Annotated in this window: 14 protein-coding genes; 5 read left to right on the forward strand and 9 right to left on the reverse strand. The window is 66.2% G+C overall.

The features are described 5' to 3' along the window. The first annotated feature begins 21 nt into the window (after positions 1 to 21). Both DBZ45_RS02705 and DBZ45_RS02710 read left to right on the forward strand, forming a co-directional pair. Positions 22 to 1698 (forward strand): M23 family metallopeptidase, encoded by a 1677-nt coding sequence (locus DBZ45_RS02705; protein ID WP_223256890.1) that lies wholly within the window; start codon positions 22 to 24, stop codon positions 1696 to 1698. 667 nt (positions 1699 to 2365) lie between these two features. Next, a complete protein-coding gene (locus DBZ45_RS02710; protein ID WP_111902430.1) occupies positions 2366 to 3277 on the forward strand; it encodes a phosphodiesterase in 912 nt (303 codons plus the stop codon). A 95-nt stretch (positions 3278 to 3372) separates the two neighbouring features. Here the strand turns inward: DBZ45_RS02710 and DBZ45_RS02715 are convergent, their stop codons facing one another. Next, the gene (locus DBZ45_RS02715) at positions 3373 to 4944 is read right to left on the reverse strand and encodes a stealth conserved region 3 domain-containing protein (protein ID WP_223256893.1); all 1572 of its coding nucleotides are present in this window, start codon (positions 4942 to 4944) and stop codon (positions 3373 to 3375) included. Positions 4945 to 5105: 161 nt separating this feature from the next. Next, positions 5106 to 6035, reverse strand: coding sequence for a hypothetical protein (locus tag DBZ45_RS02720; RefSeq protein WP_111902431.1), 930 nt, complete (start codon positions 6033 to 6035; stop codon positions 5106 to 5108). A gap of 148 nt (positions 6036 to 6183) precedes the next feature. On the opposite strand from DBZ45_RS02720, the gene DBZ45_RS02725 reads away from it, so the two are divergent. Continuing rightward, entirely contained in the window at positions 6184 to 6483 is a 300-nt protein-coding gene (locus DBZ45_RS02725) for a type II toxin-antitoxin system VapB family antitoxin (protein WP_043417724.1), read from the forward strand. After that, positions 6476 to 7150: a LytR C-terminal domain-containing protein gene (locus tag DBZ45_RS02730; RefSeq protein ID WP_111902432.1), complete on the forward strand. Its 675-nt coding sequence runs from the start codon at positions 6476 to 6478 to the stop codon at positions 7148 to 7150. The genes DBZ45_RS02725 and DBZ45_RS02730 overlap by 8 nt, the downstream gene beginning before the upstream one ends. Before the next feature lie 40 nt (positions 7151 to 7190). Here the strand turns inward: DBZ45_RS02730 and DBZ45_RS02735 are convergent, their stop codons facing one another. Both DBZ45_RS02735 and DBZ45_RS02740 read right to left on the reverse strand, forming a co-directional pair. Next, positions 7191 to 7841 (reverse strand): TetR/AcrR family transcriptional regulator, encoded by a 651-nt coding sequence (locus tag DBZ45_RS02735; protein ID WP_111902433.1) that lies wholly within the window; start codon positions 7839 to 7841, stop codon positions 7191 to 7193. A 103-nt stretch (positions 7842 to 7944) separates the two neighbouring features. After that, positions 7945 to 8676: a DsbA family oxidoreductase gene (locus tag DBZ45_RS02740; protein WP_111902434.1), complete on the reverse strand. Its 732-nt coding sequence runs from the start codon at positions 8674 to 8676 to the stop codon at positions 7945 to 7947. 200 nt (positions 8677 to 8876) lie between these two features. Here DBZ45_RS02740 and DBZ45_RS02745 point away from each other — a divergent pair, with 200 nt between their 5' ends. Further along, complete coding sequence (locus tag DBZ45_RS02745) at positions 8877 to 9923, forward strand: glycosyltransferase family 4 protein (protein ID WP_111902435.1); 1047 nt, start codon at positions 8877 to 8879, stop codon at positions 9921 to 9923. Between the two features lie 68 nt (positions 9924 to 9991). Here the strand turns inward: DBZ45_RS02745 and DBZ45_RS02750 are convergent, their stop codons facing one another. The 5 genes from DBZ45_RS02750 to DBZ45_RS02770 all read right to left on the reverse strand — a co-directional run bounded on the left by DBZ45_RS02750 (position 9992) and on the right by DBZ45_RS02770 (position 15226). Beyond that, positions 9992 to 11029 carry a Gfo/Idh/MocA family protein gene (locus DBZ45_RS02750; protein WP_111902436.1) on the reverse strand — a complete coding sequence of 346 codons (1038 nt, stop codon included), beginning with the start codon at positions 11027 to 11029 and terminating at the stop codon, positions 9992 to 9994. A gap of 94 nt (positions 11030 to 11123) precedes the next feature. Then, the gene (locus DBZ45_RS02755) at positions 11124 to 12125 is read right to left on the reverse strand and encodes a sugar phosphate isomerase/epimerase family protein (protein ID WP_111902437.1); all 1002 of its coding nucleotides are present in this window, start codon (positions 12123 to 12125) and stop codon (positions 11124 to 11126) included. A gap of 1 nt (position 12126) precedes the next feature. Beyond that, positions 12127 to 13347 (reverse strand): Gfo/Idh/MocA family protein, encoded by a 1221-nt coding sequence (locus tag DBZ45_RS02760; RefSeq protein WP_111902438.1) that lies wholly within the window; start codon positions 13345 to 13347, stop codon positions 12127 to 12129. An 8-nt stretch (positions 13348 to 13355) separates the two neighbouring features. Beyond that, entirely contained in the window at positions 13356 to 14474 is a 1119-nt protein-coding gene (locus DBZ45_RS02765) for a Gfo/Idh/MocA family protein (RefSeq protein ID WP_111902439.1), read from the reverse strand. Next, positions 14471 to 15226, reverse strand: coding sequence for a sugar phosphate isomerase/epimerase family protein (locus tag DBZ45_RS02770; RefSeq protein ID WP_111902440.1), 756 nt, complete (start codon positions 15224 to 15226; stop codon positions 14471 to 14473). Before DBZ45_RS02770 ends, DBZ45_RS02765 begins: the two co-directional genes overlap by 4 nt. Between the last annotated feature and the right edge of the window lie 148 nt (positions 15227 to 15374).

Here is a 15374-nt window from a genome sequence, read left to right on the forward strand (position 1 = left end):
GTACTGATCCAGGAGAATTCTGTGGCAAATCATGGGGGACACAAGCACTCACCGAGGGTGATCGGCCCGGGCCGGATCGCCTTGCGGAGCCTGTCCGCGGCGGTGGTTGTGGGATTCTCCGTCTTTGCCTTCGGATTTCAGGGACCTGCCACTTCCATCCAGCAGCCAGTGGGTGCCGCCGTCCCAATTGCACCTCCCTCGGGAGTCGTCGGGCCAGAGCTCCTCGATCCCGACACCGCACCGCCCGGGTACCCGGTTAGCGGGTCCGGCATCGCTGCGCCGGCTAAGGCTCCCACCGGCCACGCAGTGTCCAACTCCAAAGCCAAGTCAACCAAGACAGTCGCCGCCAAATCTCCGGGCGTGGCCTCCACCGCGCTGAAGCGGCCCGGAGCCGGCTTCCTCATGGCGCCCTTGGAAGACCTCACGCCAACTTCCCCGTTCGGCCTGCGGCACAGCCCCATCACCGGCGAAGCAGGGGAATTCCACTGGGGCCAGGACTACGCAGCCGCTTGCGGCACCCGTGTCTACGCAGCCGACGCCGGCGTGGTCCGGGCCGCCGGATGGCACCCCTGGGGCGGCGGCAACAGGGTAGAGATCGATCACGGCAACGGCCTGATCACCACGTACAACCACCTGCAGGGCATCGCCGTCGAAAAGGGCGACCCGGTTCGGGTAGGCCAGATCATCGCGGAGGTGGGCACCACCGGATCCTCCACCGGCTGCCACCTGCACTTCGAGGTCATCAAGAACGGACAGCACGAGAACCCCCTGAACTGGACGCTGCTACCCATCCGGCAGACCGACCAACTGACACCCGCTGTGTTTACCAGCTTCGCGGGCGGCGCTGCCAGCACGTATGGGTGGGCGATCCCCAACATTCCGGGCAACAGCGGGGCAGGCAACACCGACGACGGCCTGACACCGGTCACCGCGGCCGCGCTCGCCAACCCGCACACCGGTCAGGCATCAGCGGTGCGGCCCACCCTGCTCTCGGCATCGTCCGGTTCGCCGGCTTCCGGTGCGCCGACTTCCGGTTCGTCGGCCTCCAACCCGGCAACAGATCCGACAGTCACTGCAAGTCCCAAACCGCCGGCGCCGAAGCCTCCAGCGACGACCAAGCCTAAACCGACGCCCACGCCCACACCGACGCCTACCCCCACACCGACGCCTGCTCCTGCGACGCCAACCCCGACACCCACGCCGACTCCGACTCCAACGCCGACCACGCCGCCGACCACGCCTCCTGCTGACCCTGCTCCGGTGGAACCTGCTCCGGTTGACCCGACTCCCACCGAGCCTGCGGTCCCAGCAGACCCCGCGCCGCCCTCCGAACCGGTGGTACCTTCCGCGCCGATCACGAGTTCGGAACCTGCCCCAACGGAAGTTGCCCCCGTCGAGCCCGCTCCGGTGCCCGTACCGGATCCAGTCCCCGCGCCGCCGGCCCCCGAAATTCCGGTTGCGCCCGCGCCAGTTCCGGTTGCTCCGGCTCCGGTTCCGCCCGCGCCGGTTGCTCCGGCTCCGGCTCCGGTTCCGCCCGCGCCGGTTGCTCCGGTTGCGCCCGCGCCGGCTCCAGTTCCCACGTCGGAACCGGCAACCGCGACTTCGCCAAATGCCGTGCCAACTCGGGACGCTGCCGTGGCAGCGGCGAAGGCCGCAGCAGGAGCTGTTCCGACGGCGGAGCCCACGGCGGCGCCGTAGACGGTGACGGGCAGCGCGGTCGGGCTGTTCGCTTACCGGGTGAAACCAACTGGTCAGGAGGTCAGGGAATGCAACGGAGGCCAAAGCCGTTGTCACTAGTGACAGCCATGCACCCGGCGAGAGAGCACGATGTGACTTCCCTCCAAATTCCGCCGACACCCGACGGAACCCGCCCGGGTTTCGGATGCCCTACGGGCGATGCGGTGCCGGCGGCGGATGCGTCCGCCGACTGCGGCTGTACGGGCTGTACCGGAGCTGCTGGGCGGTTGGCCTGCCCGGCGCGGGCACAGGCCGTCGTCGTTTTCTCAAACGCCCCCTGGCACGGTAAGCCGGGGACCTTCCGGAAGAGCATTCCGCCCGGACTTACCCGGGCAAGTTCCCCCTTCTTCTCTGCGGCAAAGCTGCCGGGCGCATAGCCCAGTCTCTGCCAGATACAGGCGGAATGCGGCAAATCGAAGAATGCGCGGCATATCAATGAAGCGGTCATCGGGAGATGGCCGTGCAAGGAAACGAAAGCGAGGAAGGTAGCCCGAAAGCAGCGGCGGTGTTGTAATTTTTCAACATGCCAACTCCCGTTTCCCCCTAGTTCGCTTTTTATCTGGTTGGATGGAAGGTACTGAGAGGGACACAGGAGGCGCCCCGCTTCCTAACTACCGCGAAGGCAGCAATGGAGCTCATCGAGGCCGAGCACCCCCGGCCACGCCATTTTCTACTCCACCTGAGTGACACCCACCTGTTGGGCGGTCCGGACCCCCTATACGGCGCAGTTGACAGCGAAGCCCGCCTGATCCAGCTTTTCGACGAGGTTCAGGCCTCCGGCGCGCGCCCGGAAGCCGTGATTTTCACCGGCGACCTGGCAGACAAGGGCGACCCTGAGGCCTACGCCAAGCTCCGCGCAGTCGTGGAGCCCGCGTGCCGGGACCTCGGCGCCCAGGTCATCTGGGCCATGGGCAACCACGACAACCGCGCCAACTTCCGCGCGGGCCTCTTCGACCAGCGCGGCAACGACGATCCCGTCGACCACAGCTACTACGTCAACGGGCTCCGGGTCATCACCATGGACACGTCCGTGCCCGGCTATCACCACGGCGAACTCAGCGGGAACCAACTGGACTGGCTCGCCGGGCAGCTGGAGACTCCTGCCCCGGACGGCACCATCCTGGCCCTGCACCATCCTCCCGTTCCATCGGTGCTGGACCTGTCCGTGCTCGTGGAACTCCGCGACCAGGCGTCCCTGGCGGCCGTCGTCAGGAACTCGGATGTGCGCAGCATCCTGGCCGGCCATCTGCACTACTCCACGACGGCGAGCTTTGCCGGCATCCCGGTCTCCGTGGCCTCAGCCACCTGCTACACCCAGGACCTGAATGTTCCGGTGGGCGGCACCCGCGGCCGCGACGGGGGCCAGTCCTTCAACCTGGTGCACGTTTATGAGCACACGGTGGTGCACTCCGTGGTGCCGCTGGGCGCCACTCCCACCGTGGGCGAGTACGTCAGCCCCGAGGAGACGGAACGCCGCCTGGCGGCGGCCGGAATCCGCATCCCCGAAGGAGCCAAACGTCCCGTCCTCACGCGGAAGTAGCAGCCAAGGTTTGCTTGCACACATGAGCCCCCGCCGGATCTGACTGGTCAGTTCTGGCGGGGGCTTCCTGCGGTACAGTTCTTGGCTTTCCCTGCTTACTTTTCCCAGGGCGCCTTGATGGGGTAGTACCGCTCCAGGAACTCCGTGACAAGGTCCGCCCGTTCGTCGGCCGGCACCTCTGGAAAACTCCCGTCATTGAGGCAGAAGAAGTCCATGTTGCGCTTGTTCAGCAGCTTGGGCAGGTAATTCAGTCCCGACCGGAGCGTGGTATCGACGTACCGCACCTTGGCCGCCGTCTGGGTCACCGCCCGGCCGGTCAACAGCGCGTAGTAGTGGTAGAAGGAATTCGTGACAGAGATGTTGTCCGCGGCCCGGAAGGTGCTGGCGGCGGTGTTCGCGAACTCCGCCGGGAACTCCTGCTCCATCTGGGCGACGAGGCTCCGGCGCATCGGCGCTGCCGAGTGCTCCAGGTGGCGGGTGGTGATCCGGCCGAAGCGGTTCCAGAGCAGCTTCCGGTTGACCCGGGCCGCGTTCTCGAAGCCGCTGCGTTCGGCGTCGTTTTCGCCGAGGCCGATGCGGGTCTCAGCCTCGATGAACTTGGTGATCCCGCCCGGAGTGAAGAACATGTCCGGGCCCACCGGCCGCCCGAAGAACATGTCGTCGTTGGAGTACAGGAAGTGCTCGGAGAGGCCCTCGATGTGGTGCAGCTGGCACTCCACGGCCTGCGAGTTGTGGGTGGGCAGCACCGACGGGTCAGCGAAGAACTCCTCGCTCCGGACGATGGTCACGGAGGGGTGATCGTTCAGCCATTCCGGCGCGGGGGAGTCCGTGGCGATGAAAATACGGCGGACCCACGGTGCAAACATGTACACCGACCGGAGCGCGTATTTGAGCTCATTGATCTGCCGGTATCGCGCCTCGTGGTCGTCGCCCTCACCCAAAACAGCCCCCGCCATTCGGGCCCGCCGGGCGGCGATGTATTCCGGGGAGGTGCCGTCCACCCAGGAGAAGACCATGTCGATGTCGAAGCTGATATCACTCGCGTGGTCAGCGAACATGTTCTCGATGGTGGGCCAGGTGTGGCCGTAACGCTCAACCGTTCCGCGGACGGCTTCGTGGGCCATCATGGTGCGGCGGGTGAGGGAGTTCTCGATCGGCAGGATCACTTCGTTGCCCAGGAAGCTCCAGAGTTCCACCTGGACGCCGGCGGACGCACCAAATTCGAAGCCGCCCTCGGGCTCCACGCGCGGGCGGTACAGCCGGAAGATGCGAGCCTGGCGGTTGACGGAGAGCTCGCCGTCGGCGACCAGGACGGACGTTTTCTTCTTTGCGTCCACGGTCATGGAGTAGAACGGTTCGTGCCGGCACGCCTCAACGAGGGCGGACCGCAGCTTCTTCCGGTCCTTCCAGTCAAGGGCGACCACGGGACGGTCATTGTTGCCCCGGACCAGCAGGTAATCCAGCCCGGCCCCGTCCAGCACATTCCGAAGGAAGAGCAGGTCCTCCACCATGGCCTGGTAAGGCGTCCGGGTGTCGTTGATCAGCGCATACCGGCCTGATCGGCGGACGACGTCGGGGCGGTGTTTGAGGCGCGCCACTGCCGCCGGCGACGTTGCTTCCGCAAGTGCGGGTACGTCGTCCTCGGCTGCCTGACCGCCGTAATAGATGTCGTCCTGAACCGTTACGTCCGTGATGGCGTTTCTCCCATGCTGCTAGGGGTGTGGTGAAGTCTTACTTGCATGATAGTCCTGCCGGGAAAACATGCCGGGCAGACGGCCAAGGCCTGCCCTCGGGCCCCGGCCCGGCCCACTGGGCGGCGGCAGCGGGCCTAGCCGAGGAGCGCCTGCCGCCAGCTGGACAGGAACGCCGCCCCGGCGTCGTCGTGAATGACCGTTTCCTGCAGGCCCAGGTCGGCCGCCGTGAGGACGTCGTAGGGCTTGGCCGGGACGCCGTCCGCAGGCCTGACGTCGACGTGCTTCACGGCGTGATCGTTGTGGTGCAGCCAGTCGGCCATGGCGTAGTCCGTGCGCGAATCGCCGACCGTCCGCCACGCCTGCGGCGTGATGCCCTGGGCCGCCAGCAGTTCCACGGCGCGGCTCGCTCCGAGGTCCTTGCCCAGCCGCACCGATTCAATGTCCGTGGAGATGATGGTGGGGTCCACGCGGTAGTCGATCTCGTCGTCGGAGTTGGGTGCGTGGTGGTCCAGCCGCACGACGCCCAGGCCGTGGCGCTCCATCAGCTCCATCGCCTCGGCATCAAACAGCTTTTGCTCGGCGAGGTACTCGCTGCTGGGCACCTCAATGTGCTGCTCCACCGACACCATGGCGCGCTTGGTTTCGTCGAAGAACATGTGGGCCGAGTAGTCCTCAGCCACCATGCGCCGGACATCGTCGCCGTAGGCTGCCGGCACGGCAAGCTCGTGGTCCACGTGGATCGGTCCCGGGCCGGCCGAGGTGTAGCTGAACCACACCGCGCCTTTTTCGCAGATGGCGTGGATCAGCGTTCCGCCCGGCATTCCGGCGGCGATCATGGGCTCCATGACCTGCTCGCGGATGAAGGCGTCCGAGCGCCCAGTGTTGAATATGACCGGTACTCCGGCGCTCGCCAGCGCCACCAAATCGGCAATGATTTCCGGTTTCACATCCCTGGTCACCGGGCTGGCAACCGGGCCGTCAACGTCCAGGAGCAGGGCCAGGGCGGGTGCCGACGGCGTGTGGGCGCCGAACTCCGGGGCAGCATTCGCGGTAGGTGCAGTCATGGCTCCATTCTGTCAGCCGACACCGGCCAAGCCGCCCGGACCGAGGCAGGCGGCCAGCATGTGACAGATAGTTACTGTTTGGCTACAACCTCCCGCGGCGCGCTGGTCCCACATTCCCTTGAACCGGCCAGTTGCTTAAGCTTGCAGGGTGATATTCAAAGCTGTGGGCGAGGGACGCCCTTACCCCGACCATGGTTTCAGTACCCCCAAAGACTGGGCGGCGCTTCCGCCCCGTCCCGTGCGGTTGGATGAACTTGTGACCACCAAGCGGACCCTGGATCTTGAAGCGCTCCTTGCCGAGGACTCCACTTTCTTTGGGGACCTGTTTCCCCACGTGGTGCAGTACCAGGGCACCCTCTATTTGGAGGACGGCCTGCACCGCGCGGTAAGGACTGCACTCCACCAGCGCACCGCCATACATGCAAGGGTGCTTGTGATCGATGGCTAGAAAACCCAAAGACGTGACCGTCCTCCACGGTCACCGCGTGATTAGTGGCCCCGAGCTCAGGGCCACGTTCGTCGAGGACGACGAGAACGCGGAGAACCCCGGCCGCCTGCGCCGCCGGATCCTGCACGGTGTGGTGCTCGTGCTGCTGCTTGGCCTCATTGTCGCGGGGATCATGGGGGCAATGGGTGTGATGAGCGGGCAGATCAAGTTTCCGTCCGCGATCCAGGCCCAAGAGAACTCCTCCGTCTGCCCGGCAACAACCTTTGACTACACGCCGCCTGCCAAGGTGAAGGTGAACGTCCTCAACGCCACGAGCCGCAACGGCCTGGCCAAGGCGGCAGCCAATGAGTTCAAGGCCAGGAAATTTGTTCTTGGCAACGTGGCCAACACTGAAACCGGCTACCGCGGCGTGGCGGCCATCGTCTCAGGTGCTGCGGGACAGGGGGCGGCCTTCACCGTCCAGCGGAATCTGCCTGGCTCGGACTACTTCCAGGACGGGCGCAAGGACGCCACCGTCGACGTAATCCTGACTGGCGACTACCGCGGCCTGGTCAAGCCGCAGCTTGTTGACCAGACCCCGGGCCAGCTCAGCTGCCCGCGGGAAAGCCGTCGGGTCGCCGACGATTCGCAGTGGCCAGTCATGCCCACCCAGGGCGCCAAGCCCTGAGCCTTAACCGCCTGTGCCTGAGCCTTAGCCGGCCGCAGCCTTAGCCAGCCGCAGCGGCCGGCGGCTGCAGGCGCAAGGGGCGGCCGCCGTCGTCGAACCTTGCCCCGGCACCCAACTGGATGAAGCGGACGGTCCGGGAGATCCTTTCCTCCAGGTCCGCGGAGGCGTCGCCGCCCCGGGCGGCGCTGGAGGAGAGCGTGCCGTGGATCAGCTGCGCCTGCTGGAGGGGATCGGCCACCGGGAAGTATCCCTGGTCCATGCCGTCGCGAAGAATGTCCTGCAGCATGTCGCTGAGCCCGGCCACGTGGTCGGCCAGCTTGGCGAACGACGCCGGCGAGAGTACGGCGCCCATGGCCGGACCCGGGGGCAGATGCCGGCGGCTGAGATCCTCCACCTGGGCCCGCACGTACAGGGCCAGCCGGTCCACCGGATTGTCCAGCCGCGCCAGCGACTCCCGCAGCCCGGTCATGAATCGTTCCGTCTCCACGAGTGCGTAGGCAATCAGGAGCTCTTCGATGTCCGCGTAGTAGTTGTAGACAGCTGTGCGCCCGATCCCTGCGTGCCGGGCGACGTCGGTCATGGTGAGCCCGGGCAGCCCGTGCGAGAAGAGGAGCTCACCGAAGGCGTTCAGGATGCGGCGCTGGGTCTCGGCGCGCTGCGCAGCGTTGCTGGGGGCCGAGATCCGGGGCATAGGGACACTTTACCGCCATCTGTCACCAAACCGTTCCGAACTTTCGTCCAGATTTGGCCGCTACAGACCCTCGGTGAGGATATCTGCCCAATAACTCAAAGGCTTAGACGGGGCAGCCGTCCGGGCCGCACACCTCCGCGTTATCCGCCTGCGCGCCTTCTTGGTTGGCGCCGGGTTTGTCGCCGACCATCACGAGCGGGTGCGACTCTTGCCAGGCCTGCTCGAGGGCCATGGTGAAGCTTGCTGCGGGCTGGGCTCCGGACAGTCCGTACTTGCGGTCGATCACGAAGAACGGAACGCCGCTGATGCCAAGGGCGCGGGCTTCGGCGAAGTCGCGTCGGACGTCGTCGGCGTACTTGTCGGTGCTGAACAGCTGGGCAACGTCGGCGGCGTCGAGCCCCAGGTCCGCGCCAACCGACGCGAGATAGTCGGGGCTGCCTATGTCCTTGCCGTGCTCGAAGTGGTCGCTGAGCAGCCGCTCCTTGGCCACGTCCTGCTTGCCGTGCGCGGCGGCCAGGTGGATGAGCCGGTGGGCCGTGAAGCTGTTGGCAACCACGACGGCGTCGAACCGGTAGTTGAGGCCCTCGCCTTTGGCCTGGGCTGCCACATGGTCGAACATCTGGGTGACCTGGCCGGGGGCCATGCCCTTGCGCTTGCTGAGGTAGTCCAGTTCCGTGCCGTCATAGTGCGCGGGCACGCTGGGGTCCAGCTGGTAGCTGCGCCACTGCACCTCCACCTGGTCGCGGTGCGGGAACTCGGCGAGGGCGGCCTCGAACCGGCGCTTGCCGATATAGCACCAGGGGCAGGCAATGTCTGACCAGATCTCAATCTTCATGCCTGCGACAACTCCCGGTCTTTCCCCTGCATTCCTGCGCGGACAGTTGCTTTGGTCACTCGGTCCTCCGGGCGGTTCCGCTGGGCGGTGCTGCGCCGGTGCTGGGCCCGGCGTCGCACAGCCCTTGTTTGGCGGCGGGCACGGCCATATTGTTTGGACTAACTCCCGGCGGTCAGGCCGTACCTTCGTGGGAGGCAAAAGTGCGTATTGGACTTATATCGGGGCCGTGGATCCCGGTGCCGCCGCCGGGTTACGGCGGCACCGAGCGGGTAGTGGAAAGCCTTGCACGCGGATTGGCCGCAGCCGGGCATGAGGTCCTGCTTGCCGCCCCTTCCGACAGCACCTGCCCGGTTCCGCTGGCCCCCCGGATGCGCCCCTCGGAACCGGCGGACTTGGGACTTGCATTGTCGGAGCTGAGCCACGTTATCAGGGCCTACGACGGCATGGCAGGCATGGACATCATCCACGACCATACGCTGAGCGGACCGCTGTATGCCGGCCGGCCAGCCGGGGTCCCGGTGGTCACCACCATCCACATCCGCCTGGCTCCGCAGGCCGTGGACCTGTACACCGCCATCGGAAAGACCACTGGCATCATTGCGATCTCCCGGGACCAGGTGAGCCGCTCGCCGGAGGTCCCGGTGACGAAGGTGATCCACCACGGCATGGACGTGGCGTCCGTTCCCGTGGGCCAGGGGGACGGCGGTTATCTGTGCTTCATCGGACGGCTGTCCCCGGACAAGGGCATACTCGAAGCAATCCAGATCGCACGTGCCGCGGTCATCCCCCTGCGCATCAGTGCCCGGATCCAGGGGCCGGAGGAGCAGGCCTATTTCGACGATGTCGTCAGGCCCGCCCTGGGGCCCGACGTGGAGTTCACCGGGCCGCTGTCCGACGCCGAGAAATACGAACTGGTCGGTGGTGCGCTCGCGTTCCTGAACCCGATCCAATGGCCCGAACCGTTCGGGCTCGTGATGATTGAGGCGCTGGCCACTGGAACGCCCGTTGTGGGGACCCCTGCCGGTGCTGCTCCGGAAATCGTGGACCACGGGGTCACGGGTTACCTGGGCAGCACCGACCAATTGGCTGGATTCGCCGCCCAGGCCGCGGGCCTCAGCCGGGAAGCCTGCCGCGCCGCCGTCGAGCAGCGCTTCAGTTCGGCCCGCATGGTGGCCGACCATCTGGCGCTCTATGAACAGATCCTCGGCGGAACGACCGCGGGGGAGCGGCAGGGCACCACCAGCTAGCAGGCGGCGACGACCCCTGCCCGCGAACCTCATGCTGCCGGGGTTTAGCTGTCCGGGGTGAGACGCATTCAAGCACGGGAGCTCCCTTCCGAGGTGCCGGCGTCGGCCTCGTAGCTGAGGCCGATCTGCCGGCGGACCTCGTCCATCGCGGCCATAATCGCTATGCTCTCGCTCGGCGGAAGGATCGTGCCCGCGGTGACGCCCTCCCGGACCAGGCGTTCCATCTCGGCCGCCTGATACTGCATGCCCCTGCTGCCGACCTGTTGCTCGAACCGCTCCAGGACGTTTCCGTGGGTGTCGAACACTGTGAAGGGTGTCGGGTTGTACCAAGTGGACTCGATGTCGATCCACCCTTCTGTTCCGATGACCACTGCCCGGTTGTTTCCGGCCGTGTCCAGTGCACAGTCCAAGATGGCCTGCTGGCCGTCTGCGTACTCGAAGATCGCCGCCGTCTGGCGGTCCACACCCGTTGCTGTCATGGAGGCGCTGGCCCGGATGCTTTCCGGAGTGCCGAGGACGTCAAAAGCGAACGAGACCGGGTAGACGCCGAGGTCCAGCAACGCACCACCGCCCAGGGCAGGATCGTTCAGTCTGTGGGCGGGGTCCTTGGGGAGGTTCTGTTTGTGGCTGGCCACGACCTTCCGCACCTCGCCCAGCGTGCCTTCCTGGATAACCTCACGGAGGCGGATCATGTGGGGAAGGAAGCGGCTCCACATGGCCTCCAGCGCCACCAGACCCTTGGACTCGGCCAGGGCAACGAGCTCCTGAGCTTCGCGGGCGTTGATGGTGAACGCCTTCTCCACCAGAACATGCTTTCCGGCATTGAGGGCGAGCAGCGCGTTCGCATGATGGAAAGGGTGTGGCGTGGCAATGTAGACGATGTCCACGTCCGGGTCGGCGACCAGTGCTTCATAGCTGCCGTGGGCAGTGGGGATGCTGTGGTTGTCACCGAACGCCCTGCTGGATGGCAGCGTACGTGAGCCGACGGCCTGGACGGTGAATCCGTTCTCGATAAGGTCCTGTGTTTGCAGGCCGGCGATGAAGCCGGTGCCGAGGATTCCCCAGCGGAGTTTTCCGTCGGAAGTGCCTTGGGGGAGGTTGGTCACGTTAGTCCTTTTTCGTGGTGGGGCGGGTGAATGGGTAAGCCACGTAAGCGAACCGGGCGCAATCGGGTGACCAGGCCGGGTTGAAGTGTGCCGGTCATTCCTTGCTGCTGAAGGCCGCGTCGAAGCTGGTCTGCGACGCGGGGAAGTCGAACTTTTTGAGGGCGGCGAGGGCTTCGGGGGCGCCGTGGAGGCGGTCCATGCCGGCGTCTTCCCACTCGATGCTGATGGGGCCGGTGTAGCCGATTGCGGTGAGGGCGCGGAAGGAGGATTCCCAGGGGACGTCGCCGCGTCCTGCGGAAACGAAGTCCCAGCCGCGGCGGGGGTCGCCCCAGGGCAGGTGCGAGCCCATGACGGTGTTCCGGCCGGTGAAGCGGAGCTTGGTGTCTTTGCAGTCGACGTGGTAGATCCGGTCCTTGAAGTCCCAGATGAAGGAGACGGGGTCGATGCCCTGCCACATGAAGTGGGAGGGGTCCCAGTTCAGGCCGAATGCTTCGCGGTGGCCGATCGCTTCGAGGGTGCGGACGGTGGTCCAGTAGTCGTAGGCGATCTCGGAGGGGTGAACTTCGTGGGCGAAGCGGACCCCGCATTCATCGAAGACGTCCAGGATGGGGTTCCAGCGGTCGGCGAAGTCCTGGTAGCCGGCGTCGATGACCTTTTCCGGGACGGGCGGGAACATGGCGACGTACTGCCAGATGGAGGAGCCGGTGAACCCGACGACGGTGTCCACGCCCAAAGCGCGCGCGAGGCGGGCGGTGTGTTTCATTTCCTCGGCGGCACGCTGGCGGACGCCTTCGGGGTCGCCGTCGCCCCAGACCTTGGACCCGACGATGGCTTCGTGGCGGAAGTCGATCGGGTCATCGCAGACGGCCTGGCCCTTGAGGTGGTTGGAGATCGCCCAGACCTTGAGGTTGTACTTTTCCAGGACTGCGAGTTTGGACTCGACGTAGCCGGGTTCGTCCCAGCGCCAGGCGTCCAAGTGGTCGCCGGAAACGGCGATTTCCAGGCCGTCGTAGCCCCAGCCGGACGCGAGTTTGGCGACTTCCTCGAAGGGCAGGTCGGCCCACTGGCCGGTGAAAAGGGTGTACGGCCGGGGCATATCAGGCTCCTTCGGATGCGGTGTCGGTCGGGGCGGCGGCTGCGGCGCCGATGGCTGGGACGAGCTGGATGGTGGCGCTTTTCGCTGCCGCAGACTCCTCAACGGCGGCGAGGACGCGCTGGACGGCGAGGCCCTCTTCGAACGACGGCGACGGCGGGGTCCCGCCGCCCACAGCAAGAAGGAAATCGCGGATCTCGTGCGTGAAGGTGTGTTCCCAGCCGATGATGTGGCCCTGCGGCCACCAGGCGTCCAGGTACGGGTGTTCGGGTTCGTTGACCAGGATCCGGCGGAAGCCCTGCTCCCGCACCGGGACGGTGGCGTCCAGGAAACCGAGTTCGTTCAGGTTCTCCAGGTCAAAGAGGATGGTGCCCTTCTCGCCGTAAATCTCCAGTCTCAGGGAGTTCTTCTGCCCGGTGGCCACCCGGGAGACTTCGACGGAGGCAATGGCCCCGGAGGCGAGCGACAGCGTGGCCCAGGCGGCGTCGTCGACCGTTACCTCCTCCAGACCGGACGAGCCGGGCCGGCGGGTTGTGAAGGTGTGCAGCCGGCCGGAGACCTCGGTGACGGTGTCTCCGAGGAGGAACATGACCTGGTCGATTGCGTGGGAGGCGATGTCCCCGAGCGCGCCGGACCCGGCGGTTTCCTTGTTCAGCCGCCAGGACATGGGGGATGCAGGCTCGCTGAGCCAGTCCTGCAGGTATGCGGCGCGGACGTGCCGGACGGTGCCGAGCCGGCCCTCCGCGATCAGCTCCTTCGCGAGGGCCAGGGCGGGCACGCGGCGGTAGTTGAACCCGACCATGGACTGCACCCCGTTGACCCGCGCCGCTCGCGCCGCCTCGGTCATGGCCTCGGCCTCCGCCAGGGTGTTGGCCAGTGGCTTCTCCACGAGCACGTGCTTCCCGGCTTCGAGGGCCGCGATGGCGATCTCGGCGTGCATCCAGCCCGGGGCGCAGATGTCCACGATGTCGATGTCGTCCCGATCCAGGACCGAACGCCAGTCCGTCGCGGACTCGGCCCAGCCGTACTTAGCTGCGGCGTTGGCGACCTGGCCGGCGTCCCGGCCGACGAGCACTTTCTGCACGAAGGCCGGGACGTCGAAGAAGGACGCGACGTTCCGCCACGCGTTCGAGTGGGCCTTGCCCATGAACGCGTAGCCGATCATCGCCACACCCAAAGGGCGGTTGTCTCCCGGTGGAGTGTCGGGGGATTCGGACGAAGTCATTGCTGGTCCTAGAGGGTGGGTGCGGTGGGGTCCCAGTCCTCGGGGAGGGCTGGCGACGCGGGGGCAGAGCTTTCGACGTTGACGAAGGTGCCGGATTCCACGGACTCGGAGATCGAGACCATCGTGTCCAGCACGTGGTAGGCCAGGTTGCCCGTGGCGCGGTGCGGAACCCCGGCCCGGATGGAGCGTGCCATGTCCAGCACGCCCATGCCGCGGCCGTTGGACGGCCCCATGGCGGGGATAACTGTCCAGTCCTCGTCGCCGGCGCGCCAGAGCCGCACGTCGCCGTCGAAGTAGTTGGGGTCCGGGAGGGAAATGGTTGCCTCGGTGCCGGTGATCTCCACGAAACCCATCCGCTGCCGCGGCGACTCGAACGAGAAGACGCTGTGAGAGGACTGCCCGCCTTCGAACTCGGCCATGGCGCTGACGTGGGTTGGGACGTCCACGGTGAACTCTTCGCCGAGCTTGGGGCCGGATCCGATGACACGGACCTCCTTGGCTTTGGAACCGATGGCTGCGACCTTCCGGACGGAGCCGAAGGTCTGGACCAGGGCAGTGAGGTAGTAGGGGCCCATGTCGAAGAGGGGGCCGGCGCCGTACTGGAACAGGAATGCCGGATTCGGGTGCCAGGACTCCGGGCCCGGGGTCTGGAACGTCGTCATGGCAGTGAGCGGGGTGCCGATCTCACCGCGTTCGATGAGCCTGCGGGCAGTCTGGAGCCCGGCGCCGAGGAATGTGTCCGGCGCGGTGCCGAGGCGGATGCCTGCGGCGTCGGCCGTTTTAAGGAGCCCCAGCCCTGATTCGCGGTCCAGGGAGAAGGGTTTCTCCGTCCAGACATGCTTGCCAGCGTTAACGGCGGCGGCGGCTACTTCCACGTGCGCGGCCGGGATGGTCAGGTTGACGATGATTTCGACGTCGGGGTGGTTCAGTGCGGCGTCCACGCCTCCCCACTCCGGGATGCCGTATTCCTTGGCGCGTGCCCGGGCTGCCTCCTCGAAGAGGTCGGCGATGACGTGGACCTTCAGGTCCGGGAAGACCGTCAGGTTGTCCAGGTACTGCTTGCTGATGTTGCCCGCACCGATGACACCGACGCCGACCGGCCCGCGCCGGGTAGATGCGCCGCTCATGCCTGTGCGCCTTCGGTGGCCTTGGCGGAGGAGCTCAGGAACGCAAGCGACTGGGCGATGCCGTCGAAGATGTCCCCCGAGTAGTCATCGAATTCCACGACGCCGACTTCCAGCGACTTGGCCGCGCCGATGACGTCCCAAACCGGGATTTTGCCCTGGCCGGCAGGCTGCTGGGCCTTGGTGTCGGTGTTCAGCGGGCCGTCCTTGATGTGAATGAACTTCACCGGGTCACCCAGCTTGGTCAGAATCTCCACCGGGTCCTGGCCGCCGACGGCGACCCAGTAGGTGTCCACTTCCAGGACCAGCGCGGGGTCCAGCAGCCCTTCGAAGTACTCAAGCGCGGTCTGGCCCTCGATGCTGGACTCCAGCTCCCAGGCGTGGTTGTGGTAGCCCACGCGGATGCCGTATTCGGCGCCCTTTTTGGCAGCCGCGTTGAGCTTGGCCGCGGTGGCCTGGATGGTCTCCGCGTCCTGCCAGTGCTCGGCCGTAATGTACGGTTCGATCACCGTTCCGATACCCAGTTCCTTCGCGGCGGCGAAGATTTCGTCCTGGTCCTGGCTGAGCAGCGGGGCGTGGCCGGACGGCGCAGTGAGCCCGTACTCCTTCAGCGCGGCGCCGAGCTCCTTGGCTGTGGACACGAAGTTGTAAGGCTCAACCTGCGTGAAACCGATCTCCGCGACCTTCTTGATGGTGTCGGCCAGGTCCTCCTGGATGGCGTTGCGGAGGGTATACAGCTGCAGTGAGTAAGACATGTCATTCCTTTGCGGCAGTTGGTTTGTTCTCGAAAGAGGGGCTTGCGGTTCAGGACGGCTACCAGCCGGCGAGACTTCCGCTGATGCCGCCGACGCTGAAGTATTGGTGGTGGCTCGACAAGTCCATACCTCTTCGTAATTGCCGGAA

This window comes from Arthrobacter globiformis, assembly GCF_003261175.1.
GTDB lineage: Bacteria > Actinomycetota > Actinomycetes > Actinomycetales > Micrococcaceae > Arthrobacter > Arthrobacter globiformis_A.

Coding starts and splice junctions, on each gene's coding strand:
- DBZ45_RS02765 (WP_111902439.1), bottom strand. CDS start 14,474: ATGAGCGGCGCATCTACCCGGCGCGGGCCGGTCGGCGTCGGTGTCATC.
- DBZ45_RS02740 (WP_111902434.1), bottom strand. CDS start 8,676: ATGAAGATTGAGATCTGGTCAGACATTGCCTGCCCCTGGTGCTATATC.
- DBZ45_RS02760 (WP_111902438.1), bottom strand. CDS start 13,347: ATGACTTCGTCCGAATCCCCCGACACTCCACCGGGAGACAACCGCCCT.
- DBZ45_RS02755 (WP_111902437.1), bottom strand. CDS start 12,125: ATGCCCCGGCCGTACACCCTTTTCACCGGCCAGTGGGCCGACCTGCCC.
- DBZ45_RS02730 (WP_111902432.1), top strand. CDS start 6,476: ATGGCTAGAAAACCCAAAGACGTGACCGTCCTCCACGGTCACCGCGTG.
- DBZ45_RS02720 (WP_111902431.1), bottom strand. CDS start 6,035: ATGACTGCACCTACCGCGAATGCTGCCCCGGAGTTCGGCGCCCACACG.
- DBZ45_RS02735 (WP_111902433.1), bottom strand. CDS start 7,841: ATGCCCCGGATCTCGGCCCCCAGCAACGCTGCGCAGCGCGCCGAGACC.
- DBZ45_RS02770 (WP_111902440.1), bottom strand. CDS start 15,226: ATGTCTTACTCACTGCAGCTGTATACCCTCCGCAACGCCATCCAGGAG.
- DBZ45_RS02710 (WP_111902430.1), top strand. CDS start 2,366: ATGGAGCTCATCGAGGCCGAGCACCCCCGGCCACGCCATTTTCTACTC.